This window comes from Microbacterium proteolyticum (genome assembly GCF_030818075.1).
GTDB classification, from domain to species: Bacteria; Actinomycetota; Actinomycetes; order Actinomycetales; family Microbacteriaceae; genus Microbacterium; species Microbacterium proteolyticum_A.
In genome coordinates this window covers 1,695,433-1,721,541 of sequence record NZ_JAUSZZ010000001.1, presented here as the reverse complement: position 1 = coordinate 1,721,541, position 26,109 = coordinate 1,695,433, and the positions used below count along the sequence as shown (strand labels likewise).

Here is a 26,109-nt window from a genome sequence, read left to right as displayed (position 1 = left end):
TCCTCGGCGACGAAAACCGACCCCTCACGCGCCAGGAAACGACGAAGACCCGGATGCCATGGCATCCGGGTCTTCGTGTATCGCGTTACCGCGACCGCATGAAGCGTGATTACTTCAGGGTCACCGTGGCGCCGGCAGCCTCGAGGGCCTCCTTGGCCTTGTCGGCGGTCTCCTTGTTCGCGCCCTCGAGCACGGCCTTGGGGGCACCGTCGACGACGGCCTTGGCCTCGCCGAGGCCGAGCGAGGTGAGCTCGCGGACGACCTTGATGACCTGGATCTTCTTGTCGCCGGCGGCCTCGAGGACGACGTCGAACGAGTCCTTCTCCTCGACCTCTTCGGCGGGGGCGGCGCCACCGGCGGCGGGGCCGGCCACGGCCACGGGGGCGGCAGCGGTGACGTCGAAGGTCTCCTCGAACGCCTTGACGAACTCGGACAGCTCGATGAGCGTGAGCTCCTTGAACGCGTCGAGCAGCTCTTCGGTGCTGAGCTTAGCCATGTTGTATCTCCTTGATCGGGTTAATCAGCCGGGCCGGGTCAGGCCGCGGTGTCCTGCTTCTCGCGCAGCGCGTCGACCGTGCGAACGGCCTTCGACGGAAGCGCCTGGAAGACGTATGCCGCCTTGGTCATCGTCGCCTTCATCGCACCGGCGAGCTTCGCCAGCAGGACTTCACGGCTTTCGAGATCGGCGAGCTTGTTGACCTCATCCGCGGTCAGAGGGGCGCCATCGAAGTAGCCACCCTTCACCACGAGCTGAGGGTTAGCCTTGGCGAAGGCACGCAGGCTCTTCGCGACGGCGACGGGGTCGCCGTGCACGAACGCGATGGCGGACGGGCCCTTGAGCTCGTCATCCAGTCCCGTGACCCCCGCGTTGGACGCGGCGATCTTGGTCAGCGTGTTCTTCACCACGGCGTAATCCGCGTCCTGACGGATGTCGTTGCGCAGCTGCTTGAGCTGGGCAACCGTCAGACCGCGGTACTCGGTCAGCAGAACGGCGGTCGAGCTCTCGAAGTTCTTCGTGAGCTCGGCGACCGATGCATCCTTCTGCGCCATGGCCACTCCTTGTGTGTACGAGGCGCACCGCGATGGCGGGCGCCGGCCGAAGACACCGGGGTCTGGGCAAAAAAGAAGAGCTCCGGCGCAGGCGCACGGAGCTCGGATTCCCGAAGGAGAGTCTCGTTTACCTGCGTAGGTCCCCTGCTTTTCAGCAGACGCTTCGATCGACATGCGAACACGACGATGACCGACGGTCTTTGGCTTGCCCCCTAGTGTACCCGACCCCCGCCCGTCCGCCAAACCCGCCGCCCGCGCCCGCCGCGCGCGCCGGCCGCGTCGCCCGCGCCTGCGCCCGCGCCCGAGATGACCGCCTTTTCCCGAGCTGACCCGCCGTTCGCGCGAAACGCCGGTCATCTCGGGAACCAAGGATCATCTCGTCCACCGGCCCACGCCCCGCGGCGCACGGGCACCGGGCACCGGCCGCGGCCCACGGCCCACGGCCCACGGCCCACGAGCACGGCCCACGACCCACTGGCCGGCGCACAGCGCACGAGCACGGCCCACGACTCGCGGGCACGGCGCACCGCCCACGGCCAACGCCCCACGGCTCACAGCGTTCGCCCCGCACCCACGGCCCCCGGCGCACAGCCTTCTCCCCGCGGCGCACGGCCCCCAGGCACCGCTCACTGCCCACGGCCCCCGGGCACCGCCCACTGCCCACAGCCCACAGCCCACAGCCCACGGCCCACGGCCCACGGGCACAGCCCACGCCCCACGCCCCGCGCCTCACGGCGGGTCAGCGCGGAGCGCGAACCCCGAACGCGGCGAGACGAGCGGCGAGCGCCTCGGGGGTTCGGATGTCGCCGAACCCGCCGCGGCAGAGCCGCCATTGCGTCACCCCACGGATCCAGTCCTCCCGACGTTTCTCATCGAGCACCACCGCCTCGACGGACCGGCCGCCCCGCATCTCGGGATCCCGGTACTTGACCTCGCCGTCGAATTCCCAGAAGGTCCGCACCTCCCCCAGGGCGATATCGACGAAGTAGTCGAAACCATGCGGCCCCGCGACCGGCACCTGGAGGTCGATCTCGCGGAATCCGAGGCGGTGCAATTGCAAGCGGCTGACACTCTCGCCCGGCAGCTGAGAGCGACCATCGGCGAACTCGATCACCCGACGGGCCGAGCGGATGCCACGCCGCCCCGCGGCACGCTCCGCGCGGTCCCGCATTCGCCGGCGCCATTCCTCCTGAGCCGCGGCATCGAATCGGTGCGCCGACACCGCCTCTCTCCGCAGAGCGGCGTCGGCGCAGGTGAGCGCCATCTCGAGCGAAGCCGTGCGTGCGACGTCGAAGACCGTGCGATCGAGACTCGTGCAGACGATGCCGTCGATCTCCACGATGTCTTCGTCGTCGAGCGCATCCAGGTGACGGCGGAGCCCGGCCCGACTGCTCCCCCCGACGTCACCGGCGAGCGTCACCTCGACGGGCCGGTCCGCGAAGCGGTACTGGGGAAGACCGTGGACGACCGCCCGCGGACAGGTGGGAGACCACCCCGAACCCCCCGCGCATACTCGCCGACGCCGCACCCACCACGATCCGGTGCCGCTCTGCCGGGAGTCGCTCCAGGTGCGATTCCCGGTCGACGTACATCCCCGACTGCAGTCGCAACCAGGGACCGTCGTGCGATGCGCGCTCGAGAACGCGCGGCACGACGCCTCGCCCGAGCAACTGCTCGCGGGTGTACAGCCCGTCGCCTCGACCCGCCCCCGACCGCTCCGCATGCATCCCCCGATGGTCCGGCATCCCGGGCCCCACCCGTCGCTCCCACCCCCGATCCGGGGACGACACACCCACATCGACACCTGTGGAGGACGCCACCGCCACTCGACGACATCACGCCCGTTGCCCGAGATGACCCGTTATGCCCACGATTCATCGGTCATCTCGGGAAACGCCAGTCATTTCGGCGCTGGACCCGCCGACCGCCCACCCACCCGGCGTCAGGACACGCCGGGCCCGGGGAGCAGCGCACGGGTCATGCGCACGATGCGCGACGGCGTGCGGGCGCCGAGCCAGACCGTGCACATCGGAGCTTCGCCGCAGGCCCACTCGGCGCACCACGCGTGGATCGCCTGCGCCAACCGCTCGCCGCGCGGACGGTAGCCGCCCTCGACGGAGCGATCGAGCCAGCTCACCCGCCCCTCCCGCGCGTCGATGACCCCGACCTGCGACGAGCCGCACACCTCGACCAGCACCGTCAGGTGCGCGGCGGGCGAGAGCGCGGCGGCGATGCGCCGCATCTCGGGCAGGTTCTGCGCGTCACCGCCGAGCAGCACGGCACCCTCGAGGTCGCACCAGCGACCGCCGTCGGGGCGGCGCAGCGAAGCGGCATCCGGATTCATGCCCAACAACTTAGGTCACCCTTACTTCGCGCACAAGACCCCGGATGCCGACGCGCCGGGCTTCCGATTCGATCCAGGGCCGAGCGGGGTTAGGGTCGAACGCATGTCTCCCGAGCTCGTCGCGTCGCGCAGCGCCGACCTCGACGCACGGATCGTCGCCGATTCGCGCGATCGCGTCGCCTGGATCCGCGCGCGCTCGCGCGGAATCACCGCGACCGACGTCGCCACCCTGACAAGTCACAACGCGATCTCGCGAGCGGCGGATGCCAAGCTCATGGGCTCGAACTTCTCGGGCAACGCCTTCACCGCTCACGGTCGTCGACGCGAACCCGAGATCGCCGCATGGGTCGCCGCGACGCACGGCATCCGCCCGTCGTCGGCGCTGTATCACGCGGTCGTCGAGAAGCGGCACCTCGCCACCCCCGACGGTGTCGTGGTCGACGGCGAGGGACGCATCGTTCTCGCCGAGATCAAGACGACCAACAAGTCGTGGCGCTCGATCCCCAAGACCTATATGCGCCAGATCTGGTGGCAGCAGCATGTGCTCGGTGCGGAGCGCACGCTCGTCGCGTGGGAGCAGCACGACGGCTTCGTCCCGATGCACGATGAGCCCCGATGCCAGTGGATCGACCGCGACGAGCGCGAGATCGCCAAGCTCGTGGGACTCGCGACCTCTCTCATCGACGAACTCTACCGCCGCACCATGGAGGCACGCCGGCCGGCGCCGGTGCAGAAAGAACCCACGGACAGGTACCGCGCCCTCGCACTCCTCGATTAATAGTTGACACAAGTCAAACACCAGGCGTATCGTTGACATCGGTCAACTAATCGCGCCAGTGTCGTCGCGGCATCCGTCCCCTCTCGTGGAGTTCCGCATGGCAACCACTTCCCTCGACGCGCCTGCCCAGCGGCGCGTCCTTCCCGCCCTCATCGGGCTCCTGCTCGGCACCTTCGTGTCGATGCTGGCCTCGACCGTCGTCTCGACCTCGTTGCCGGTCATCGTGCACGACCTCTCCGGCGACCAGAACGCGTACACCTGGGTCATCACCGCGACCCTGCTCACCACCGCGATCTCGACCCCGATCTGGGGCAAGCTCGCCGACCTGTTCAACCGAAAGGTGCTCATCCAGGTCGCCATCGCGATCTTCGTGCTCGCCACCGCCGCCGCCGGCTTCTCGCAGAACACCGAGATGCTCATCGCCTTCCGCGCCGTGCAGGGACTCGGCGCGGGTGGTCTCGCCGCCCTCAGCCAGGTCATCATGGCCGACATCATCAGCCCCCGCGAGCGCGGTCGGTACATGGGTCTCTTCGGTGCCGTCATGGCCGTCGCCACGGTCGGCGGGCCTCTTCTCGGCGGTGTCATCACCGACGCGTTCGGCTGGCGCTGGAACTTCTTCGTCGCGCTCCCCTTCGCCGTGGCCGCGCTCCTCATCCAGCAGCGCACCCTGCACCTGCCGGTGCGTGCGAGGCGGAAAGTGCAGATCGACTACGTCGGCATCGTTCTGCTGTCCGCCGCCGTGTCGCTCCTGCTCATCTGGGTGACCAACGCGGGCTCGACGTTCGAATGGGCGAGCACCGAGACGCTTCTCATGGTCGGCGGCGCCCTTTTGGCCGCGATCCTCTTCGTCGTCGTCGAGCTGCGCTCGTCCGAGCCCCTCGTTCCGCTGACGCTGTTCCGGGATGCCACCTTCACCCTCGCCACGATCGCCTCGATCGCGACGGGGCTGGCGATGTTCGGCACCTCGGTGTTCCTCAGCCAGTACATGCAGATGGCCCGGGGCGCGACGCCCACCGAGGCCGGCGTCATGACGATCCCGATGATCGGCGGGCTGCTCGTGGCATCCATCGTCGTCGGCGCCCTCATCTCGCGCTTCGGGCACTGGAAGCCGTTCCTGATCGCCGGCGGCGTGCTGTTGATCGCGGGCTCGTTCCTGCTGTCGACGATCCACTACGACACGAACTTCGCCCTCGTCTCGCTGTACATGTTCTTCCTCGGCGCGGGCGTCGGCATGACGATGCAGAACCTCGTGCTCATCGTGCAGAACACCGCGAACCCCACCCAGATGGGTGCGGCGAGCTCGGGCGTGACGTTCTTCCGCAGCCTCGGCGGCACGATCGGCGTCTCGGTCATGGGCGCTGCCCTGGCGAGCATGGCGACGAGTCTATTCACCGATCGCGCGGCCGACCTGCAGGCCGCCATCATGGGCCTCGGTCAGGGCGGCGCTGCGGTCGCCGAGTCGCTGCGGTCGGGCACCATCCCCCAGGTCTCGACCCTCCCCGAGAGCGTCCGCGTCATCGTCGAAGACATCTACGCGCAGTCGATCGCGCACTCGTTCCTCATCGCGGTACCGGTCGCGGTGGTCAGCCTCGTCGCGATCCTGTTCCTCCCGAACCGCCCACTGACCCGCATGACAACCACCGAGCGCGTCGCCGCCAGTGAGGCGGACTTCGCCACCGTGTCCGTCCCCGAGGCGATGGCCACCCTGTCGGCCACCGGTTCGGTGCGCACCGCGGATGCCACTGCCTCGCGCCGCGCGCACCGCGACGCCGAGATGGGAGAGGATGGCTGACGTGATGAGCGACGTGACCGACGACCGCCGCGAGGCCGTGCAGGCCCTGGAGTCGTCGTTCTCGGAGCTCATGACCGTGTTCCGCCGCTTCGTCTCCGAGGCCGCGGAACGGGTGAGCCCCGGGATGCTGCCCGCGACCTTCAAAGCGTTGTCGGTCGTCAGTCGCTTCGGCCCGCTCACGCTGTCGGCGCTTGCCGAGCGTCTCGCCGCCGACAAGGGCTTCCTCAGCCGGTCGATCACCGAGCTCGAAGAGCTGGGTCTCGTCACCCGCACGCCCGACCCGAACGACAGGCGCTCCCGTCTGATCGCGGTCACGGAGGTGGGCCATCAGCGGCTCGCCGAGGCCCGCGCACCGCACCAGAGCCGGCTGTACGAGGCGATGTCCGACTGGTCCGTCGACGAGATCCGCCACCTCTCGACGCTGCTGCACGCCCTCGCGGTGGGCGAGGTCCCCGCCCGCGACTGATCGCCGTGCGCGCGGGCGGCATCCGTTGCCGCACGCCGCCGTCGACGACACCGGATGCCGCGATGCCGGCATCCGCACGGCACGCCGCCGTCGACGACACAGGATGCCGCGGTGCCGGCATCCGTGAGACCACATCCTCTCTGGCGACCGGCCCCGCGGACGTCATCGCGGGCGGCGTCGGCGGGCCATGCGGGCGTCATCGCCGCGCGGTGTCGGCGGGCGTCATCTCCGGGCCGCCTCGGTGGGCCGTGCGGGCGTTACCGCCGGGCCGCCTCGGCGGGCCGTGCGGGCATCATCGCCGGGCCGCCTCGGCGGACCATGCGGGCGTCATCGCCGAGCAACCTCCGCGGCCCCGTCGGTGTCACCGACGGCCTACCTCGGCAGGCCGTGCGGGCGTCACTGCCGGGCCGCCTCGGCGGGCCGTGCGGGCGTCATCGCTGGGCGGCGGGGTGTCATCCACTGAACTATCGGCGTGCTCGGAGCGTCGCGACACGGTGACGGCGGCGAAACACCGCCGAGACAATGGCGCGATTGACTGGGATGGTCGCGGCGGAGTCGCAGCGACATGCGAACGAACCGCGAGAGAGAGCGCCCGATGAGATTTCGATCGACGCGTCCCGAGACCACCCTCCATCCCGCTCCCGCGGTGCCCGAGACGATGGACGCGGTCGTCTTCGACGCTCCGGGATCGAGCGAGGTGCTCCGGTCCGCGCGTATCCCGGTGCCCACGCCGGTGCTCAGCGAGGTGCTGGTCCGCGTGGTCGCCGCGGGGGTGAACCCCATCGACGCGAAGACCCGAGCCGGCCGCGGAATGTCGGCGGCGATCGACGCGTGGCCGTCCGTCCTCGGACTCGACGTGAGCGGCGTCGTGGTGCGCACGCCCTTCGATGCGCACCCGTTCCCCGTGGGCACGGAGGTCTACGGGATGGCCGCCGTCCCCCGCACGGGCGGCACGTACGCCGAGTACGTCGTGGTGCCGACGCTTTCCCTGGCGCGGAAGCCGCTGTCGTTGTCGCACGTCGAGGCGGCCGGTGTCCCCCTGGCGGCGCTCACCGCGTGGGGCCTCGTCGTCGAGACGGCGCTCGCCCACCAGGGCCAGCGCATCCTCATCCACGCCGGCGGCGGCGGGGTCGGCCACTTCGCGGTACAGTTCGCCGCCTACTTCGGGGCGCACGTGATCGCGACAGGTTCTCCCCGCAACCTCTCGTGGCTGCGGGAGCTCGGGGCCGCCGAGGTCGTCGACTACACCTCCACGCGTTTCGAAGACGTCGTGGCTGACGTGGATGTCGTCATCGACCTCATCGGCAACGTCTCCGACGACACCGGCACGCGCTCGCTCGAGGTCATCCGCCCGGGCGGCATGCTCATCGAAGTACCGACCGGCGCCTGGCCGGGGTTCCGTGAGGCGGCCGCGGCCCGCGGCATCCGCTCCACGGACTACAAGACCATCCCCGACGGCGGAGCGCTCGCGACCATCGCCCGGCTCCTCGACTCCGGTGCGGTGCGAGTGTACGTCGACCGGGTGTTCGATCTGGCCGACGCCGCAGCCGCGCACTTCGAGCTCGAACGCGGTCACACGCGGGGCAAGATCGTGCTGCGCGTCAGCGACGACTGACCTCACACCGCGAGCACGCGGCGTCCCTCCTCGACGATCTCATCCGCGACGTCGTCGAGGAGCGGCGACGTGAGGTTCCACTGCTGCCAGTACAGCGGCACGTCGATCGGGTCCTCCCCCAGCCGCACGAGCGTGCCCGCCGCCAGACCCGCCGCGGATTGGAAGCCGGGCAGCAGACCCCATCCGAGCCCGAGCTCGATGGCGATGGCGAAGTCCTGGGATGCCGGAACCCGGTGCCGCGGTGGGGCACCCGGGGCGACGCCGCGCCGCGTCAACCACCGCGTCTGCAGGTCGTCGCGCCGGTCGAAGTCGACCAGGGGCGACGCGGCCAGGGCATCGCCGTCGACGCCCGCGGGGAACCACCGCGCCGCGAAGTCCGCGGTGGCCACCGCTTCGTATCGCAACACGCCGAGCCGTCGGACCCGGCATCCGGCGACCGGCGCCTCCCGCGAGGTGACAGCGGCCATGACGGTGCCCGACTCCAGCAGGCCCGCGGTGAAGTCCTGATCGTCGCGGTGCAGGTCGAACACGACGGCGCGGCGGGCGGCCACCCGGGCCAGCGGCGGGAGGAACCACGTCGCGAGCGAGTCCGCGTTCACGGCGAGGGGAACGGATGCCACCGTCCCGCCCTCGGCGCCCATCGCGGCCAGCGCGTCGTGCTCGAGCAGTTCGAGCTGGCGAGCGAGGCGGACGACCGCATCGCCGGCCTCGGTGGTGCGCACGGGTTTGGATCGCACGAGCACCACCCGGCCGAGTTGGTCCTCGAGCGCGCGCACGCGCTGGCTCACCGCGGACGGGGTGACGTGCAGGCGGCGCGCCGCGGCATCCAATGTTCCCTCCTCCACCACGACGGCCAACGTGCGGGCGAGATCGAGAGGTATCGACATGAAGCGATGCTAATGGTCCTGCAGAATCATGAGCTGTCCTTTGTGGAGTATGCGCTCTAGCGTCGAGGAGTGCTCACCCCGCTGTTCGCCGGCCTCGGCCTCGGTTTCTCCCTCATCGTCGCCATCGGCGCCCAGAACCTGTTCGTCCTGCGCCAGGGCATGCGGCGCGAGCACCTGCTCCCCGTCGTCGCGGTCTGCGCGGTGTCGGATGCGGTGCTGATCCTGCTCGGTGTCTCGGGGATCGGGCTCGTGCTGCAGGCGGTGCCCTGGCTCATCGTCGTCGCGCGGTGGGCGGGTGCCGCCTTCCTCATCGGCTACGGCGTTTTCGCGGTGCGGAGGGCCATGCGCCCGAGCGGGGAGACGCTGCGCGCGACCGCCGCGAGCCCCGCGGCTCCGGATGCCGACGCCACTTCGATCCGCAGCGGATCCACCGCCGGCGCCCGCACCGTCGGCACCGGCACCGCGGTCGGCACCCCCACGACGGCGGCCACCCGCACCTCGCTCGCCGCCGCGCTCCTGACGTGCCTCGCGCTGACGTGGCTCAACCCGCACGTGTACCTCGACACGGTCTTCCTGCTCGGCTCGGTGGCGTCCACGCACGGCGACGGTCGGTGGTCGTTCGCAATCGGCGCGTGCATCGCGAGTGTCGTGTGGTTCTCGGCCCTCGGCTTCGGCGCGCGCTCCCTCGGCCGGTGGCTCGATACCCCGCGCGCGTGGCGCGTCCTCGACGCCGTCATCGCCGTCGTGATGTTCGCCATCGCCCTGTCGCTGGTGCTGCCGCACTGACCCGTCGCCGGCGGCGGTGTTCGGGGACGGCGGGCATCGGCACGACGGCGGGCGTCGGCACGACGGCGGGCATCGGGGGCGACGGCGGCGGCGCGACGGCGGGTGAGCCGCGGGAACGGCGGCGTTTCGGGACGGCGGCGGGCGAGGGCGGGCATCGGGGGCGAGGGCGGCGGCGCGACGGCGGGTGGGCCGCGGGAACGACGGCGTTTCGGGACGGCGGCGGGCAAGGGCGGCGGCGCGCGATGGAGCTCGCCGTCGAGCGGGCGCTCGGGGCGGCAGATCGGAATCACCGTTCTGCTCGCGTGTTCGTGGCCCCGGGGCCACGTACAGCGCCCCGGGGCCACCAACCGCGCCGAGAGACCGAGCCGCCGCCCCACCGCCGCCGCCGCGAGCGAGTGCGGCACACCGGAATCACCGCGCCGCTCGCGCGTTCGTGGCCCCGGGGCCACGCACAGCGCCCCGGGGCCACCAACCGCGCCGAGAGACCGAGCCACCGCCCCGCCGCCGCCGCGAGCGAGTGCGCACATCGGAAGCACCGCTCCGCTCGCGCGTTCGTGACCCCGGGGCCACGTACAGCGCCCCAGGGCCACCAACCGCGCCGAAAGACCGAGCCACCGCCCCGCCGCCGCCGCCGCGAGCGGGTGCGGCACACCGGAATCACCGCGCCGCTCGCGCGTTCGTGGCCCCGGGGCCACGTACAGCGCCCCGGGGCCACCAACCGCGTCGCTGGACAGAGCCGCCACCGCCCCGCCGCCGCCCTCCGAGACCGCCCCGCCGTCCTGAGACCGCCCCGCCGCCCCATGGGCGAGAATGTCCCCATGCCGACGGTGACGATCACGGTACGAGGCCAGGTGCAGGGCGTCGGGTTCCGCTTCTCGCTGCGCAACGAAGCAGAGCGCCTGGGGGTCCGGGGCTGGGTGCGCAATCGTCGCGACGGCGCGGTCGAGGCGCTGGTCGCCGGTGACGAGGCCGCCGTCGACGCCCTGGTCGCCTGGGCGCACACGGGCCCACCATCGGCCGAGGTCACCAGCGTGGACGTCGCCGACACAGAGGCGACAGCGCCGGACGCCTTCGAGATTCGCGCGACCGTCTGAGGCCATCCCGGCACCCGCGACCCACGTCCAGACCAGGCGGGAACGCCCGCGACCCACGTCGAGACCAGGGGGAACGTTCGCGGCCGGCGCCGGGGCTAAGCGGGCACGCCCGCGCGCAGCTCGGCGAGCACCTCCCCCGCGTCGTCGAGACGTGCGAGACCGGCCGCCTGCCCGGCCCACAGCGACACGAGGTCGGCGTCGCCCGCGGCCGTCGCCGCAGCGCGGAACACCCCGGTGAGCCAGTTCTGCGCCGGGAACGGTGCGATCATGCCGGTCGCCTCGAGTTCGCGCATCGCACGGTTCGGGATGCCACGGGCCAGCCTCCCGCTCATCGCCGTCGTCAGCACGGTGTCGGTGTCGGCCGCCGCCGCGATCGCCTCCCGATGACCCGCCGTCGCCGCGGACTGACGGGTGCGCAGGAACGCCGTGCCGACCTGCACACCCGACGCCCCCAGGGCGAAGGCCGCCGCGACGCCGCGGCGGTCGGCGATCCCGCCGGCCGCGATCACCGGGATCTTCACCGCATCCACGACCTGGGGCACCAGCCCGAACGTTCCGACGAGCGACTGCCCCGGGTCGCGCAGGAACGACACCCGGTGGCCGCCCGCCTCCGCCCCGGTCGCGACGACCGCGTCGACCCCGGCGGTCTCGAGCGCCACCGCTTCGGCGACCGACGTGGCCGCGCCGATGACGCGGATGCCGCGCTCTCCGGCTCGCGCGAGGGTGTCGGCATCCGGGATCCCGAAGACGACGCTCAGCACATCGGGGCGCGCGGCGAAGACGGCGTCGAGCTGGTCAGTGAGCGCGGGCATGAAGGATGCCGGGGTCTCGGGCAGATCGACGCCCGCCGCGGAATAGAGAGGCTCGGCGGCGCGGAGGAAGGGGGCGACATCAACGTCGGCGGGCGTGACCTCGTCGCCGCGAGGCCACCACAGATTGACGGCGATCGGGCCCCGCGTCGCCGCGCGCAGCGCACCGACGGCCTCGTGGATGCGCTCCGGCGAGTAGCCGTAGAGCCCGAAGGAACCGAGGCCGCCGCCGTCGCTCACCGCGGCGGTCAGCGCGACCGACGAGAGCCCGCCGAACGGACCGAGGACGATCGGGGTGTCGAGACCGAGAAGGCGTTCGAGGCGGCGCATGCTCCGACGCTACTCCGCACCTCCGACAGTGCGACGTCTCGCCCCACGCCGCGCGGCGGGGAGTCCGAGGAACACGTCGAAGCCCGACACGAGGAGCCGCGACACGTCGTCACCCCACGCCGGACCGGGACCGTCGAGGGGGCGTGGGAGCCCGACAGAAGCGCCGGTACTCGTCGCCCCGCGCCACGCGAGCCGGCGATGAACCACACGGAGGCAGACGCGGAGCGCCGGTGCGCGTCGTCCCGCGACGAAGGACAGGAACTCTCGATGCAACGCAGACGCCGGACGGGGCGCGCCGTGACGCGTCGCCCGACGGCGGGCGACGGGGGCGTCGAGGGGCACACCGGAGGTCGACGCGAACCGCCGCTACGCGTCGTCGCCCGACACGGAACCGGGCCCGTCGAGGGGCCGGAGAAGCCGGTCGAGGAACCGCCGGGTGCGCTCCTTCTTCGGGTGACGCAGCAGCTCCGAGGGCGCTCCGCGCTCCACGATGACCCCCTCGTCGAAGAAGAGCACCTCGTCGGCGACCTCCCGGGCGAAGCCGAGCTCATGCGTGACGATGACCATCGTCCACCCCTCGTCGGCGAGTTCGCGCAGCACGATCAGCACCTCGCCGACGAGCTCGGGATCGAGCGCGCTGGTGGGCTCGTCGAACAGCAGCAGCTGCGGCTGCAGCGCCAGGGCGCGCACGATCCCCACCCGCTGTTGCTGACCGCCGGAGAGCTCGGACGGATACGCGTCGCGCTTCTCCGCCAGGCCGACGCGCGCGAGCAGCGCCTCGGCGCGGTCGATCGCGTCAGCCTTCCGTACCCCGTGCGCCTGCACAGGCCCCTCGATGACGTTCTGGATCACCGTCAGGTGCGGGAAGAGGTTGTGGTGCTGAAAGACCATCGCGGAGCGGTCGCGTAGCGCGGTCCGATCGACCCTCGTCACCTTCGCCGAGAAGTCGACCGTGGGACCTCCCTCGAACGACACGATTCCGGCATCCGGGGTCTCCAGGCCGTTCAGGCAGCGCAGCACCGTGGTCTTGCCCGAACCCGACGGTCCGATGAGCACGAGCACGTCGCCGCGACGCACCTCGAGGTCGACGCCGGCCAGGACCTGATTGGCGCCGAAGCTCTTCTCCAGCCCTCCGACCTTGAGGAGCGGGGAGTCAACGGGCGACATGGCGGTCCAATCTCTTCTCGAGGGCATTCTGACCGAACGACAGCACGAGGCAGAACAGCCAATAGATGAGCGCCGCCTCGAGGTATACGGCCATGAACTCGTACGAGAAGGCCGCGATGTTCTGCGCCTGGCGGAAGAGCTCCGAGACCAGGATGAGGGATGCCAGCGAGCTGTCCTTCACGAGCGAGATGAACGTGTTTGACAAGGGCGGCACCGATACCCGCGCGGCCTGCGGGAGGATGATCCGCGTCAGCGTCTTGGCCGGGGAGAGACCGACGGTGTGCGCCGCCTCCCACTGCCCGCGCGGCACCGACAGGATGGCCGCCCGGATGACCTCCGCCGCGTACCCGCCGACGTTGAGCGAGAAGGCGATCACGGCCGCGGGGAACGGGTCGATCGTCAGTCCGACCGCGGGCAGACCGTAGAAGATCACGAAAAGCTGCACCAGCAAGGGGGTGCCGCGGATGATCGAGATGTAGAAGCGGGCGATGCCCGACAGCACCACGTTGGGCGAGAGGCGCAGCAGCGCCATGAAGAGTGCGATCACAAGGCCGATCGCGAATGAGGCCAAGGACAGCGGGATGGTCCCCTGCAGCCCCGCCCGTACCATCGGCCAGAACGAATCGAGCATCAGCGTCCAGACGTCGTTCATGGGCCTCCTTCCTCCTGCGGGCGCACCGCCCGGATGTTTCGCACGGGCGCTCGCGCACACGCGGACGCGGACCGACCGCCGCCCACGCTACGGGCGGGAGGCGATCGATCCGCGGGGGTTTACAGCGGGACGCTTACTGCGTGACGTCGGCGCCGAAGTACTTCTGGCTGATCTCGGCGAGCGTCCCGTCGGCGCGCAACTCCTCCAGCGCGCCGTCGACGGCCTCGGCGAGAGCATCCTGACCCTTCTTGAACGCGAAAGCGCTCTCGGAGGTGTCCTCGGTCTCGGCGGCGATCTTCAGGCCGGTCGGGCTGTTCGTCTTCTCGTAGTCGAGGTAGGTGAGCTGGTCGTTGATGGTGGCATCCACACGGCCCTGCTTCAGCAGAGCGACGGCCTGCGCCCAGCCCTCGACGGCCTCGACCTGGGCGCCGCTCTCGGTGGCCAGCTCGTACCAGTTGCTCGTGAGCGACTGCGCGGTGGTCTTGCCCGACAGGTCGGCGAAGCTCGAGATCGCGGAGTCGTCCTCCGTCGTGACGATCACGCCGCGCGAGACGGTGTACGGCGAGCTGAAGGTGTACTTCTCCTCGCGCTCCGGGTTGATGGACACCTGGTTGGCGATGACGTCGAAGCGTCCCGCCTCGAGGCCGGCGAAGATGGCATCCCACTGGGTCTCCTGGAAGCGCACCTCGAGACCGAGCTTGTCGGCGACGGCCTGGGCGATCTCGACGTCGAAGCCGGTGAGCTCCCCCGCGCCCTCGTGGTACGAGAACGGGCGGTAGGTGCCCTCGGTGGCGACGGTGAGCGTGCCGTCGGAGACGAGGTCGTACTCGGAGCCGGCTCCGGAGGTCTCGGAGGTCGTGCCGCCGCTGCAGGCGGTCAGCGCGAGGGCGCTCAGGCCCAGGGTGGCGGCGAGGACGGTCAAACGGCGACGGGGCATAGCTGTTCCAGACATGGTGATGTGGGGCAGGTGTGAGGGGGATGGCGCGGGGCGCCCTCCATGACAACACGGGCGTTCGCCGGTCTCTTCCCGGATGACGCCGAGTTGCACGATCGTGCGCGGATGGTGCGTAGGCGCGGGTGCTCTCACACGGTGGACGCGATGCGGTGGTGCGGCGATGGACGCGATGCGGCGGGATGCGCGGTGCGCGCGGCGCGGCGGTCCGGCGATGCGCGCGACACGGTTCGGCGGTCCGGCGATGCGCGCGACGCGGCGCGGCGGGCGCGCGGTGCGCGCGACGTGGCGGGCGGTGCGCGCGCGACGTGGCGGGCGGTGCGAGAAGCGGCCGGGGCCGGGGATGCGGAAGCCCCGCCGGCGCGAGGCGCAGCGGGGCTTCCGGATGACGCGGACGTCAGACGAGGACGTTGACGTCCAGCGGGATGCCGGGACCGAAGGTGGTCGAGACGGCGCCCTTCTGGATGTAACGGCCCTTCGAGCTCGACGGCTTGAGGCGGACGATCTCCTCGAGCGCGGCCTTCAGGTTCTCGTCGAGCTGCTCGGCCGAGAACGACGCCTTGCCGACGACGAAGTGCACGTTGGCGTGCTTGTCGACGCGGAACTCGATCTTTCCGCCCTTGATCTCCTCGACGGCCTTGGCCGGGTTGGGGGTCACGGTGCCGGTCTTGGGGTTCGGCATGAGGCCGCGGGGTCCGAGGACCTTACCGAGGCGACCGACCTGGCCCATGAGCTCGGGCGTGGCGACGGCGGCGTCGAACGACGTGTAACCGGCGGCGACCTTCTCGATGAGGTCCGTGCCACCGACCTCGTCGGCGCCGGCGGCGAGAGCCGCCTCGGCTGCGGGGCCGTTGGCGAAGACGATGACGCGCGCGGTCTTACCCGTGCCGTGGGGCAGGATGACCGTGCCGCGGACCATCTGGTCGGCCTTACGGGGGTCGACCGAGAGCTTCAGCGCGACCTCGACGGTCGAGTCGAACTTCTTCGAGCCGGTCTCCTTCGCCAGGGCGACGGCCTCGGCGGGGGTGTAGAACGTGTCGGCCGCGATCTTCTCAGCAGCGGCGCGGAATGCCTTGGACTTGGTAGCCATTGTTATCTCCCTCAGTCCTCGACCGTGATGCCCATGGAACGGGCGGTGCCGGCGATGATCTTCGAGGCGGCCTCGAGGTCGTTCGCGTTCAGGTCGGGCTGCTTCGTGGTGGCGATCTCGCGGACCTGCTCCTTGGTCAGCTTGCCGACCTTGGTGGTGTGCGGCGTCGGCGAGCCCTTTGCCAGGCCGGCGGCCTTCTTGATGAGCTCGGCGGCGGGGGGCGTCTTCAGGATGAACGTGAAGCTGCGGTCCTCGTAGACGGTGATCTCAACGGGGATGACGTTGCCGCGCTGGGCCTCGGTCGCCGCGTTGTACGCCTTGCAGAACTCCATGATGTTGACGCCGTGCTGACCGAGCGCCGGACCGATCGGCGGCGCGGGGTTGGCCGCGCCGGCCTTGATCTGGAGCTTGATCAGGCCGGTCACCTTTTTCTTGGGTGCCATATCCTTTTCCTCTCTCGAGCGGGGGCCTCGCGGCTCCCTCTCTCCCGCACACCCGGCGGTTCCGGGCAGCGGTCGTCGCGCACTGACGCACGCAACCTCCTCATTGTACGGGATGCCGCGCCTCCCGGCATCCATCACCTTCCTCCCCGCCCGCGTCGACGCGCGTCCACCGCCGCTCACCGCCCGCGCCCGCCCCTGCTCATCGCGCCCACGCATTGCTCGCGCCCGCCCGCCGCTCGCGCCCGCCCGCCCACCCCTGCCCTCGCTCGCGCCCGCCCGCCATCACGCATAAACACAATCCGTGCGCAGAAACACGTCGACGGCGTGTGTCCGCGCACGAACCGTGTTTATGTGGCTTCGCGCTCTCAACCGGCTCGCACTTGGAGAAAGTTCTCGCTCGGGCGGCGCCGTTGTCCACAGGGCGCCCCCACGACCTGCCCGAACCTGCCACCCTCGCTCAATGGATGCCACTCCTCTCCCGCTTCGTGCATCACCGGTGCCGCTGGTTCGCGCCGCCGGCGGACGGCTCTCGGGGCCTCCGCCCTCACGCGACAGATCGCTGATCCGCGTTCGCCCCGGCGTGTACACGATCCGCAGCAGGTGGGAGCAGCTGGCGCCGTGGGAGCGTTATCTGGCCCGCGTCCACGCGTTCGCAACGTCACGCCGCGACGCCGTGTTCTCACACGAGTCGGCCGCTGCACTCCTCGGACTGCCGATCTTCGGTCATCCCCGCGCGATCCACATCTTCGACGGCCGCCGCTCACGGTCGGCCAGGTACGGCGACGTGACGGTGCACACGAGTGCCGACGAGCGGAGGACATGCGAGACGGCCGGCATCCGGATCAACGCCGTCGAGGATGTCGTCGTCGACCTCGCCCGCGCGTTGCCACCGGCACTGGCGGTCGCCGTCGCCGACGCGGCGGCGCGGATGTTCGGCCTTTCCGCCTCCGACCTGCTTCATCACGGCTCCCTTCAGCGGAACGCTTTCGGTCTTCGACGCATGACCTGGGCCTTGAGCCGGTGCACGCCGCTCTCGGAGTCCGTCGGGGAATCCATCAGCCGCGTCGTCATCGAGTGGTGCGGGTTCCCCCGCCCGACCCTGCAGATGGAGCATCGCCTCGACGGCCACACGTATCGATCGGACTTCTGCTGGCCGGAGCAGAAGGTGATCGGAGAGTCGGACGGGTGGGTCAAGTACCGCGGTGACGAGGCTGCGGAAACCCTTCGCGCCGAGAAGCGACGCGAAGACGCGCTCCGGCGGGCGGGCTGGCACATCGCGCGCTGGGATTACGCGGGAGCCCTCGGCGTCGAGGGTCTGCGTTCCGCGCTGCTGGCAGCGGGGCTGATTCCGATGCGGCGCGAAGAAGCGGCAGCGCTCGCGTCGGTGGGTCGCAACGCGCGCTCTGTCTGACGGGCATAAACACGATCCGTGCGCAGAAACACGGTGCCAGCGTGTTTACGCGCAGAAATCGTGTTTATGCCTAGGAGGACGCGCCCACGACCCGCAGGTGCCCGCCGGACACAGCGCTCCGCGCACGACGCACCCCCGGCGCGGCACGCATAAACACGATCCGTGCACAGAAACACGATGCCAGCGTGTTTACGCGCAGAGATCGTGTTTATGCCTAGGAGGACGCGCCCACGACCCGCAGGTGCCCGCCGGGCACAGCGCTCCGCGCACGACGCCCTCCCGGCGCGGCACGCATAAACACGATCCGTGCACAGAAACACGATGCCAGCGTGTTTCCGCGCAGGAATCGTGTTTATGCGTGACAAGACAGGCCCGCGACCCGCACGACGCCCACCCGATACAGCCGCCCGGGCGCGCCGCCAGCCGGGCACGACGCCAGCCGGACCGGGCGCGCCGCCAGCCGGGCACGACGCCAGCCGGACCGGGCGCGCCGCCCGCCGGGCACGACGCCAGCCGGACCGGGCGCGACGCCAGCCGGGCCGGGCACGCCCTCCCCGCGGGGCACGCCCTCCCGGCGCGGCACGCCCGCGCGGCGCGGCACGCATAAACACGATCCGTGCGCGGAAACACGGTGCCAGCGTGTTTCCGCGCTGGATTCGTGTTTATGCGTGACAAAGCAGGCCCGCAATCCGCACCACGCCCGCCGGGCACCACGCCCGCCGGGCACGACACCAGCAGGACACGACGCCAGCCGGGCGGGCACGCCGGCGCGGCGCGGCACGGTAGCCGTCCGCGACGGCGCGGCGCGGCACGGTAGCCGTCCGCGCCCGCGCGGCGGGCACGGTAGTCGTCCGCGACGGCCCGGAGGATGCCACCGGGCGCGGCTCCGAACGGCGACGCGAAACGGCGAACGCCCCGCCGACGGAGCCGGGCGGGGCGTTCGCGAGGGATGCGCGGAGGCGTCAGACCATCTTGGTGACCTGGTCGAACGACAGCTCGACGGGGGTCTCGCGCTCGAAGAGCGACACGAGCACGGTGAGCTTGCCGCTCTCGGGCTTGATCTCGCTGATCGTGCCGGGAAGACCCGCGAACGAGCCCTCCTTGATCGTGATCGTCTCGCCGGTCTCGAAGTCGACCTCGGCGGGGATGACGCGCTGCGCCGTGGGCGAGCCCTTGGCGGCACCGGCCTTGGCGGGAGCGGACTCCTTGACCTCGACCAAGCTCTTCAGCATGTTGAAGGCCTCTTCGAAACGCAGCGGCGTGGGGTTGTGGGCGTTGCCCACGAAGCCCGTCACACCGGGCGTGTGACGCACGACCGACCAGGTGTCTTCGTTGAGGTCCATGCGCACCAGCACGTAGCCGGGGATGCGCACGCGGTTGACCATCTTGCGCTGGCCGTTCTTGATCTCGACGACGTCTTCCATCGGGACTTCGATCTGGTAGATGTCGTCCTCGACCTCGAGCGTCGACTTGCGCTGCTCAATGTTGGCCTTCACCTTGCGCTCGAAACCGGCGTAGGAGTGGATGACGTACCACTTGCCCGGCAGCGAGCGCAGTTCGGCGCGGAACGCGTCGTAGGGGTCGATGTCCTCGTCCTCGGCGGCGTCGGCGGGCGACTCGGATGCTTCGACGTCGTCGACCACGGATGCCGCGGCTGAGACCTCGTCGACGAACTCCTCGTCGAGCACGGGCTCGTCGGGCTCGCCGTTGACGTCGGGGCCGTCGTAGGGGGTGACCTCGTCGGCGGCGTCGGCGGCCTCTTCGGCCTGCTCCTCCGCAAGGGAGTCGTTCAGGACCTCGGCCGCGGCCTCGGCCTCGCTGGTCTCGTCGATCTCGAGAGCGTCATTCACGATGGCGTCCGCCTCCGGGTCGGTGATGTCGATGTCGGTGAGGTCGGCGTCGTCGACATCGGCCTCGTCGTCCACGATGTGCACGGCGGAGTGCTCGGCCGAGTCGGAGGCGCGCTCCTGAGACTCGAGCACGTTGCCCTCCTGGGCTTCGTCGTCCTCGCTGGACTGCTCGGCTGCCGTCGCCCAATCGGCGTCGTCGACATATCTTTCAGACACTGTGATCTCTTCCGTTCAGAGGCGGCCGCTCTTGGCGCCGCACGTCCGCACGAGCGCCGGTCAGGCGCCGGCGGTACCGGGGACGCCGAAGACGGCGGTGGTGATCCACACGAACAGCACGTCGAGGCCGTAGACGATCGCCATCATGACGACGACGAAACCGAGGACCACGGCGGTGAACTTCAGCAGCTCCTGCCGGGTCGGGGTGACGACCTTGCGGAGCTCTGCGAAGACCTGACGGATGAAGAGGGCGATCCGCGCGAAGAAGTTCAGCTTCTTCTCACGGGGGGCGCCGCGCTCGGCGACGAGCTCGCCACTCGCTTCGTCCTGCGTCATCGAACCACCTTGGTCTGTCTCTGTGCCAGCGTGCGCTGTGCGCAGGGCGGACAGGAATCGAACCTGCAACCTGCGGTTTTGGAGACCGCTGCTCTGCCAATTGAGCTACCGCCCTAAGATCCCGAAGGATCCAGGATTCGAAACCGCACGCTTCCGCATGGATCTCTCAGGGGAGGATGCCGCGTACCCGAGGGCACGGCGAAAGAATGCAGATTTCGACTGCACTCCCCAGTCTATGCCATGTCCCCCGGCCTGGCGAACCGAGCCGGCCGACACCGCCCGCACCCGCCACTCCGGAATGTCCCCCGACCTGGCGAACCGGGCCGACAGACACCGCCCGCACCCGCCGATACGAACAACCCCCAACCTCACGAAACGGGACCGACGGACACCGCCGAACCCACCGCAGCGAGACGCCTCACGAAACGCGACCGACATACACCGCCCGCACCCGGCGATACGAACGGTCCCCCAATCTCACGAAACGGAACCGACGGACACCGCCCGTCCCCATCGCAGCGAGACGCCTCACGAAACGGAACCGACGGACACCGCCCGTCCCCACCGCAGCGAGACGCCTCACGAAACGGAACCGACGGACACCGCCCGTCCCCACCGCAGCGAGACGCCTCACGAAACGGAACCGACGGACACCGCCGAACCCACCGCAGCGTGACGCCGGACCGACCCACACGCCCGCACCCGCCGAAACGAACGGTCCCCCGGCCCGGCGAACCGGACCGGGGGACCTTCCGCAGCTCAGGCCGTGCGGATGAGCTTCTTGTTGACGAACTCGTCCGCGGCGAGCAGGCCCATCTCCCGCGAGGTGCCGGATCGCTTGACGCCGCCGAACGGCAACTCGGGCGAGTCGGCGAGGACGACATTGACGTAGACCATGCCGGCCTCGATCCTGTCGGCGATGCGCTCGGCCTGCGCGGCATCCGTCGTGAAGACGTACGAGCCCAGGCCGTAGCCGGTGTCGTTGGCGAGGGCGACCGCCTCGTCCTCATCGGCGACGCGGTAGACCGTCCCGACCGGGCCGAAGAACTCCTCGCCGTAGGCGTCCATGTCGCTCGTGACGCCGGTGAGCACCGTGCCGGGGTAGTACGCCCCGTCGCGTGTGCCGCCGACGACGACAGTGGCGCCCTGCGAGACGGCGCGTTGCACCTGCTCGTCCAGGCGCTCTGCCGCGGCCAGCGACGACAGCGGACCCAGCACGGTGTCGACGGCGAACGGGTCGCCCACCTTGGCGTCGCCGAGAGCCGCCGCGAACTTCTCCACGAACGCGTCGTACAGGTCGTCGATCACGATGAACCGCTTCGCCGCGTTGCACGACTGGCCGTTGTTGTCGAGGCGGGCATCGACGGCGGCCTGCACCGCGGCATCCAGGTCGTCCGTGGAGAGCAGGATGAACGGGTCGGAGCCGCCGAGCTCCAGCGCGACCTTCTTGAGGTGGCGGCCCGCGATCTCGGCGACGGCCGCACCGGCGCGCTCCGAGCCCGTCACCGACACGCCCTGCACACGGCGGTCGGCGATGATCGTCGCCGCCTGATCATTGGTCACGCGGATGTTGACGTAGGCGCCCGAGGGAAGCCCGGCGTCGTCGTAGATCGCCTGCAGCGCCTCGGCCGACTCCGGGCACTGCGGCGCGTGCTTGAGCAGGATCGTGTTGCCGACCGCCAGGTTGGGGGCGGCGAACCGGGCCACCTGGTAGTACGGGAAATTCCACGGCATGATCCCCAGCAGCACGCCCAGCGGCGAGCGACGGATCACAGCCGTGCCCTCCCCGAGGATGTCCAGCGGGCTGTCACCGGTGATCTTGTCGACGTTGTCGGCGTAGTACTCGGTGATGTCGGCGGCGAAGTCGACCTCGCCCAGGGCCGCCTCGAGCGGCTTGCCCATCTCGCGCACGATGATCGCCGCGAGCTCGTCGCGACGCTCGCGGTGCAGCTCCGCCACGCGTCGCAGAGCCGCAGCGCGCTCGCTCGGAGCCGTTCGCGACCAGACGCGATATCCCTCGTGCGCGGAGGCGATGGCATCCTCGACCCCGGCGTCGCTCAACGTGTCATACTCGGCGAGGGTCTCCCCCGTGGCGGGATTGACGACGGCGTACTCGGTCATGGGTGCTCCTTGTCGTTTCGGTGTCAGGATGTGCGGCGGCGGCGGACACTGGCGGGTGCGTCGCGTCCCAGGGTCTCACCACGGAAGAACGCGGGGTTCGTCACGCGCTGGGCGATCATGAGGGCGATTCCCACCATGATGATGACCACCGTGATGACGAAGACCAGCCCCACTCCCCCGATCGCGGAGCCCGAGCCGTAGGAGGGGTCGGCGCTGTCGATCAACGTGGTGACGAACAGCACCGCGAGGATCACCCCGCCCACCAGCGGCGCGAGCAGCGTCAGGAAGACGTTGCGCACCGAGTCGAACCACTGCTTGCGGAAGTACCAGACGCAGGCGAAAGCGGTCAGGCCGTAGTAGAAGCAGATCATCGCGCCGAGCGCGGTGATGGTGTCGGTCAGCACGTTCTCGCTCACCACGCGCATGACGGCGTAGAACGCCGAGGCGACGATCGCCGAGACGACGGTGGCGTAGCCGGGCGTGAAGAACCGCGGGCTGACCTTGGCGAAGCGCGCGGGAAGGGCGCCGTAGTGGGCCATCGCGAGGAGGGTGCGCGCCGGGCCGACGAACGTCGCCTGGAGGGAGGATGCCGAACTGGTGAGCACGGCGAGCGAGACGAGGAACGCGAGGGGTCCGAGGATCGGTCCCGACAGGTGGAAGAAGACGTTCTCCTGGATGTCCTCGTTGCCCAGGCCCAACGCGCCCGTGCCGTTGCCGGCGAACATCAGCAGGGCGACGGCGATGAGGAGGTACAGCGCGACGATGAGGAAGACGGTCACCGTGGCGGCGCGCCCCGGAGTGCGATCGGGGTCTTTCGTCTCCTCGTTCATGGTGAGGATGACGTCCCACCCCCAGAAGATGAAGATCGACAGCGACAGACCCGCGGCGAAGGAGCTGAACGAGTCCACCTCGAACGGGTTGAACCACGACGCCTGCACCGGACTCGCATCGAAGGCGTTGCCGTTCAGCATCTCGACCACGGCCGCTCCGGCGAAGACCAGCAGCACGAGCACCTGGAAGCCGACGAGACCGTACTGCAGGCGCTGCGTGGTCTGCAGATCGCGGTAGGACACCACCGTGGCCAGGAACATGAACAGCAGGCACACCGCGATGTTGATCGGGACGACGCGGGTCAGCTCGGCGATGTCGGCGTTCCCGCTGATCTGGGCGATGAGCAGGAAGAGGAAGTCCACCGCGATGCCGGCGAGGTTCGACAACACGATCACGGTGGCGGCGACCAGCCCCCAGCCCGCCATCCAGCCGACCCACGGCCCGAAGGCGCGGGCCGCCCAGGTGAAGGACGTGCCGGCATCCGGCATTCGGGAATTCAGTTCGCGGTAGCCCAGCGCCACGAGCAGCATCGGGATGAAGCCCACGAGGATGATGGCCGGCACCTGGAAGCCCACGGCCGAGACCGTGGGGCCGAGGGCACCGGTGAGCGTGTACGCCGGGGCGATGGTCGAGATGCCGATGACGACGGCGCCGATCATGCCGATCGAGCCGACGCGCAGCCCCTTGTTCGAGATACCGGTGGTGACGGCGCTGTCGGGAGCGGGGCTCGCGTCGCTGCGAGAGGTCATGAGAGAGCCTCCGAGGTGCGGGGCACCACGATCATGGGGACGGGGAGTGCCCGCAGGATGCGTCCCGCGGTGGACCCGAGGAACAGACGCCGGGGCTGGGCGAGCCGGCTGGAGCCGACGAGGGCGACCTCGCCCGGGAGCCAGTCGAGGCGCGACACGGCGTCCTCGATGTCGTCACCGGTGCCCACGACCGCTTCGGCCGGGACCTCGGACGGAAGCGACCCGCGCACCGCGTCCAGCGCCTGCGCGGCGTGCGTCCGACCGGTCAGGCGGGTGAGGCCGGCGTCGACGCGCTCGGGCAGGTCGACGCCCGCGAGCGACAGCAACCGGAGCGGAGCGTGGGTGCGGCGGGCGAGGGTCGCGGCGGTGTCGAGCAGCACGTCGGCGCCGGGACGGGTCCCGATCGCGGCGGTCACCCGCGGCAACCCGACGCTCGCGCCGACCCCGCGCGCGCCCTCCGGTGCGAGGGCGACCGGGACGGGGGCGGAGTGCACGAGCTGCTCCGCCGTCGTGCCCAGGCGGTGCCGACCACGCGGCCCTCCCCCGCCGGTACCGACGACGATGAGGCCGGCGCCGAACTCCTCCGCGGCCGCGACGAGACCGTCCGACACGTCCGCGGCGTGGCGGACGTGACCCCGGATGCCGGGAAGCGGCGCCAACGCCGTGCGCAGCCATCCGCGCGCGGTGTCCGCCACGAGCCGGTCGTACGCGGAGTCGACGGGCACCGAGACGTTCCCCTCCGCCGACGGCAGGACGACGACGACGTGGACCGCTGCGTCGAGCGCGGCCCCGAGCCGGGCGCCGAGGGCGAGGGCGTCGGCACCCGCGTCGGTCGCGGTGTACCCGACGACGACGCGGTCCATGCTCATCCGCGGGTCCGCTCGAGGATCTCCTGCGCCGCGCGGTGGCCCTGGCGGATCGCGCCGTCGACGTGCTGGTAACCCGCCCCGGCCATGTCGCTGCACGCGAGGTGGATCGGGCCCACCGGTTCGCGGAGGTCGGCGCCGTAGCGGTGGAGGCCGCCGAGGTCGAAGCTGGCGGCGTAGGCGCCGCGCGTCCACTCCTCGGTGCCCCAGTCGCTCTCGTAGTAGACGACCGGGCTCTTCGCCTCGGGTCCGTAGTAGCGCGACAGCGACTCGAGGATGCGCTCCTTGCGCTCCTCGGCGCTCAGGCGGAAGAGGTCGTCGGCGTTCTGGTCGGACACGAAGCCCACCAGGGTTCCGCGCTCGTCGCCGAGGTTGGTGTTGTCGTACGCCTCGTGGCACAGCTCGTACGGGCTGAATGCGGTGCCCGACAGGCCCTGCTCGCGCCAGAACGGGCGGTCGTAGACGGCGTGCACCTTGATGACGAAACCCATCGAGATGTGTTGGTGCATCTGGTGCTGAAGCCGCGGCAGCGGCGGCTCGAACGAGATGCGCGAGTAGAGCACGGGGGCGAGAGCGAGGATCGCGAAGCGGGCGCGAACGGTCACCCCGTCGGCGATCACGGTGACGCCCGCGGACGAGGAGGCCGCGGCCTCGACACGGGCGGTCAGATCGCGCAGGTCGTCCACGCGCCGGCCCGTCACCGAGTCGCCGGAGCGACCCGACGCAGCGGAATCGCCGCCCCAGACGATACGTCGCACGGGCTGGTTCAGGAGCACGTCGTCGCCGAGCCGCTCGGCGAGCAGCTCGGGCACCTGCTGAAGGCCCCCCGCGACGCGCTTGTCGAGGATGAAGTCGGCGTCGACCAGGTGCGAGTACGACCCCGCGGATGCCGCCATGAGCAGCGACTGCAGCAGCGAGAACGTGTGCGTGGGCTTCGTGAGCATCGCCGATCCGGTGGCGAAGGCGAGGTTGCGCACGGCCTCGTCGTCGTCGGTCTGCTGACGCAGCCACGCATCCCACGAGATCTTGTCCCACTCCGCGGCGCTGGGGTGCGCCCACGGCTCGTCGGGGTCGATCTCGGCCACCATGGCATCCAGCCGCGCGGTGATCTCGTCGATGACCTTCTCGGTCTCGGGCGCGACGGGGAACATCTCCCCGGTGAAGCGCTTCGCCTCGCCGTCGGGGCCGACGTAGACGCTGTCGCCCTCGCGGTACCGGCTGTAGGTCGACAGTCCCAGGTCGGCGACGGTGTCGATGAGCGCCTGCTGATCGGGCGAGACCCACTGGCCGCCGAGCTCGAGCATCGCTCCCTCGACGGTGTCGGTCCACAGGCGCCCGCCCACGCGGTCGCGGGCTTCGAGCACCGCGACAGACAGTCCGGCCGTGCGCAGGTCGTTGGCGGCGGTGAGGCCGGCGGCGCCGGCTCCGATCACGACGACGTCGCGGGTGATGTCATCCATCAGTGTTCTCTCTT

The 26,109-nt window shown here is 70.5% G+C and carries 24 protein-coding genes and 1 tRNA gene; 7 read left to right on the top strand and 18 right to left on the bottom strand.

The annotated features are described in order from the left end of the window. Positions 1-109: 109 nt before the first annotated feature. The 4 genes from rplL to QE392_RS07935 form a co-directional block, all read right to left on the bottom strand. Positions 110-496, bottom strand: a complete 387-nt coding sequence (rplL, locus tag QE392_RS07950) for a 50S ribosomal protein L7/L12 (RefSeq protein ID WP_058232706.1) — start codon at positions 494-496, stop codon at positions 110-112. A 38-nt stretch (positions 497-534) separates the two neighbouring features. Next, positions 535-1,050 carry a 50S ribosomal protein L10 gene (rplJ, locus tag QE392_RS07945; RefSeq protein ID WP_307450420.1) on the bottom strand — a complete coding sequence of 172 codons (516 nt, stop codon included), beginning with the start codon at positions 1,048-1,050 and terminating at the stop codon, positions 535-537. 739 nt (positions 1,051-1,789) lie between these two features. Then, entirely contained in the window at positions 1,790-2,470 is a 681-nt protein-coding gene (locus tag QE392_RS07940) for a hypothetical protein (protein WP_307450417.1), read from the bottom strand. 522 nt (positions 2,471-2,992) lie between these two features. Next, positions 2,993-3,394, bottom strand: a complete 402-nt coding sequence (locus QE392_RS07935; protein ID WP_307450415.1) for an SIP domain-containing protein — start codon at positions 3,392-3,394, stop codon at positions 2,993-2,995. A gap of 103 nt (positions 3,395-3,497) precedes the next feature. Here QE392_RS07935 and QE392_RS07930 point away from each other — a divergent pair, with 103 nt between their 5' ends. The 4 genes from QE392_RS07930 to QE392_RS07915 all read left to right on the top strand — a co-directional run bounded on the left by QE392_RS07930 (position 3,498) and on the right by QE392_RS07915 (position 8,045). After that, positions 3,498-4,172 (top strand): YqaJ viral recombinase family protein, encoded by a 675-nt coding sequence (locus QE392_RS07930; RefSeq protein WP_307450413.1) that lies wholly within the window; start codon positions 3,498-3,500, stop codon positions 4,170-4,172. A 97-nt stretch (positions 4,173-4,269) separates the two neighbouring features. Next, positions 4,270-5,964 carry an MDR family MFS transporter gene (locus QE392_RS07925; protein ID WP_307450411.1) on the top strand — a complete coding sequence of 565 codons (1,695 nt, stop codon included), beginning with the start codon at positions 4,270-4,272 and terminating at the stop codon, positions 5,962-5,964. Between the two features lie 4 nt (positions 5,965-5,968). Next, complete coding sequence (locus QE392_RS07920) at positions 5,969-6,430, top strand: MarR family winged helix-turn-helix transcriptional regulator (RefSeq protein WP_307450409.1); 462 nt, start codon at positions 5,969-5,971, stop codon at positions 6,428-6,430. A 595-nt stretch (positions 6,431-7,025) separates the two neighbouring features. Beyond that, positions 7,026-8,045, top strand: a complete 1,020-nt coding sequence (locus tag QE392_RS07915) for an NADP-dependent oxidoreductase (protein ID WP_307450407.1) — start codon at positions 7,026-7,028, stop codon at positions 8,043-8,045. Between the two features lie 2 nt (positions 8,046-8,047). Here QE392_RS07915 and QE392_RS07910 read toward each other — a convergent pair whose 3' ends face one another. Continuing rightward, positions 8,048-8,932, bottom strand: a complete 885-nt coding sequence (locus QE392_RS07910; protein WP_307450405.1) for a LysR family transcriptional regulator ArgP — start codon at positions 8,930-8,932, stop codon at positions 8,048-8,050. Between the two features lie 69 nt (positions 8,933-9,001). Between QE392_RS07910 and QE392_RS07905 the strand changes: the two genes are divergently transcribed. Further along, positions 9,002-9,718: a LysE/ArgO family amino acid transporter gene (locus tag QE392_RS07905; protein ID WP_307450402.1), complete on the top strand. Its 717-nt coding sequence runs from the start codon at positions 9,002-9,004 to the stop codon at positions 9,716-9,718. Between the two features lie 818 nt (positions 9,719-10,536). Beyond that, positions 10,537-10,812 carry an acylphosphatase gene (locus QE392_RS07900; protein WP_307450399.1) on the top strand — a complete coding sequence of 92 codons (276 nt, stop codon included), beginning with the start codon at positions 10,537-10,539 and terminating at the stop codon, positions 10,810-10,812. Between the two features lie 95 nt (positions 10,813-10,907). Here QE392_RS07900 and QE392_RS07895 read toward each other — a convergent pair whose 3' ends face one another. The 6 genes from QE392_RS07895 to rplK all read right to left on the bottom strand — a co-directional run bounded on the left by QE392_RS07895 (position 10,908) and on the right by rplK (position 16,255). Then, positions 10,908-11,951, bottom strand: a complete 1,044-nt coding sequence (locus QE392_RS07895) for an NAD(P)H-dependent flavin oxidoreductase (RefSeq protein WP_307450397.1) — start codon at positions 11,949-11,951, stop codon at positions 10,908-10,910. A gap of 366 nt (positions 11,952-12,317) precedes the next feature. Then, the gene (locus QE392_RS07890; RefSeq protein ID WP_307450395.1) at positions 12,318-13,118 is read right to left on the bottom strand and encodes an amino acid ABC transporter ATP-binding protein; all 801 of its coding nucleotides are present in this window, start codon (positions 13,116-13,118) and stop codon (positions 12,318-12,320) included. Next, positions 13,105-13,770, bottom strand: a complete 666-nt coding sequence (locus QE392_RS07885; RefSeq protein WP_307450393.1) for an amino acid ABC transporter permease — start codon at positions 13,768-13,770, stop codon at positions 13,105-13,107. Before QE392_RS07885 ends, QE392_RS07890 begins: the two co-directional genes overlap by 14 nt. 133 nt (positions 13,771-13,903) lie before the next feature. Then, the gene (locus QE392_RS07880; protein WP_307450391.1) at positions 13,904-14,707 is read right to left on the bottom strand and encodes an amino acid ABC transporter substrate-binding protein; all 804 of its coding nucleotides are present in this window, start codon (positions 14,705-14,707) and stop codon (positions 13,904-13,906) included. Positions 14,708-15,119: 412 nt separating this feature from the next. Next, the gene (rplA, locus tag QE392_RS07875; protein WP_307450389.1) at positions 15,120-15,812 is read right to left on the bottom strand and encodes a 50S ribosomal protein L1; all 693 of its coding nucleotides are present in this window, start codon (positions 15,810-15,812) and stop codon (positions 15,120-15,122) included. 11 nt (positions 15,813-15,823) lie between these two features. Beyond that, positions 15,824-16,255 carry a 50S ribosomal protein L11 gene (gene rplK / locus QE392_RS07870; protein WP_307450386.1) on the bottom strand — a complete coding sequence of 144 codons (432 nt, stop codon included), beginning with the start codon at positions 16,253-16,255 and terminating at the stop codon, positions 15,824-15,826. Positions 16,256-16,835: 580 nt separating this feature from the next. Between rplK and QE392_RS07865 the strand changes: the two genes are divergently transcribed. Continuing rightward, positions 16,836-17,666: a hypothetical protein gene (locus QE392_RS07865; RefSeq protein ID WP_307450384.1), complete on the top strand. Its 831-nt coding sequence runs from the start codon at positions 16,836-16,838 to the stop codon at positions 17,664-17,666. Between the two features lie 962 nt (positions 17,667-18,628). Here QE392_RS07865 and nusG read toward each other — a convergent pair. The 7 genes from nusG to QE392_RS07830 all read right to left on the bottom strand — a co-directional run bounded on the left by nusG (position 18,629) and on the right by QE392_RS07830 (position 26,095). Next, positions 18,629-19,732, bottom strand: a complete 1,104-nt coding sequence (gene nusG / locus QE392_RS07860) for a transcription termination/antitermination protein NusG (RefSeq protein ID WP_307450381.1) — start codon at positions 19,730-19,732, stop codon at positions 18,629-18,631. A 60-nt stretch (positions 19,733-19,792) separates the two neighbouring features. Continuing rightward, a complete protein-coding gene (gene secE, locus QE392_RS07855; protein WP_307450379.1) occupies positions 19,793-20,068 on the bottom strand; it encodes a preprotein translocase subunit SecE in 276 nt (91 codons plus the stop codon). Positions 20,069-20,110: 42 nt separating this feature from the next. After that, a tRNA-Trp gene (locus QE392_RS07850) sits at positions 20,111-20,183 on the bottom strand. Between the two features lie 644 nt (positions 20,184-20,827). Continuing rightward, entirely contained in the window at positions 20,828-22,189 is a 1,362-nt protein-coding gene (locus QE392_RS07845; protein WP_307450377.1) for an NAD-dependent succinate-semialdehyde dehydrogenase, read from the bottom strand. Between the two features lie 23 nt (positions 22,190-22,212). After that, on the bottom strand, positions 22,213-23,769 hold the full coding sequence (locus tag QE392_RS07840; protein WP_307450374.1) for an APC family permease: 1,557 nt from the start codon (positions 23,767-23,769) through the stop codon (positions 22,213-22,215). Beyond that, positions 23,766-24,638, bottom strand: a complete 873-nt coding sequence (locus QE392_RS07835) for a universal stress protein (protein WP_307450372.1) — start codon at positions 24,636-24,638, stop codon at positions 23,766-23,768. The genes QE392_RS07840 and QE392_RS07835 overlap by 4 nt, the downstream gene beginning before the upstream one ends. Next, positions 24,635-26,095: a flavin monoamine oxidase family protein gene (locus tag QE392_RS07830; RefSeq protein WP_307450369.1), complete on the bottom strand. Its 1,461-nt coding sequence runs from the start codon at positions 26,093-26,095 to the stop codon at positions 24,635-24,637. The genes QE392_RS07835 and QE392_RS07830 overlap by 4 nt, the downstream gene beginning before the upstream one ends. Positions 26,096-26,109 lie beyond the last annotated feature (14 nt).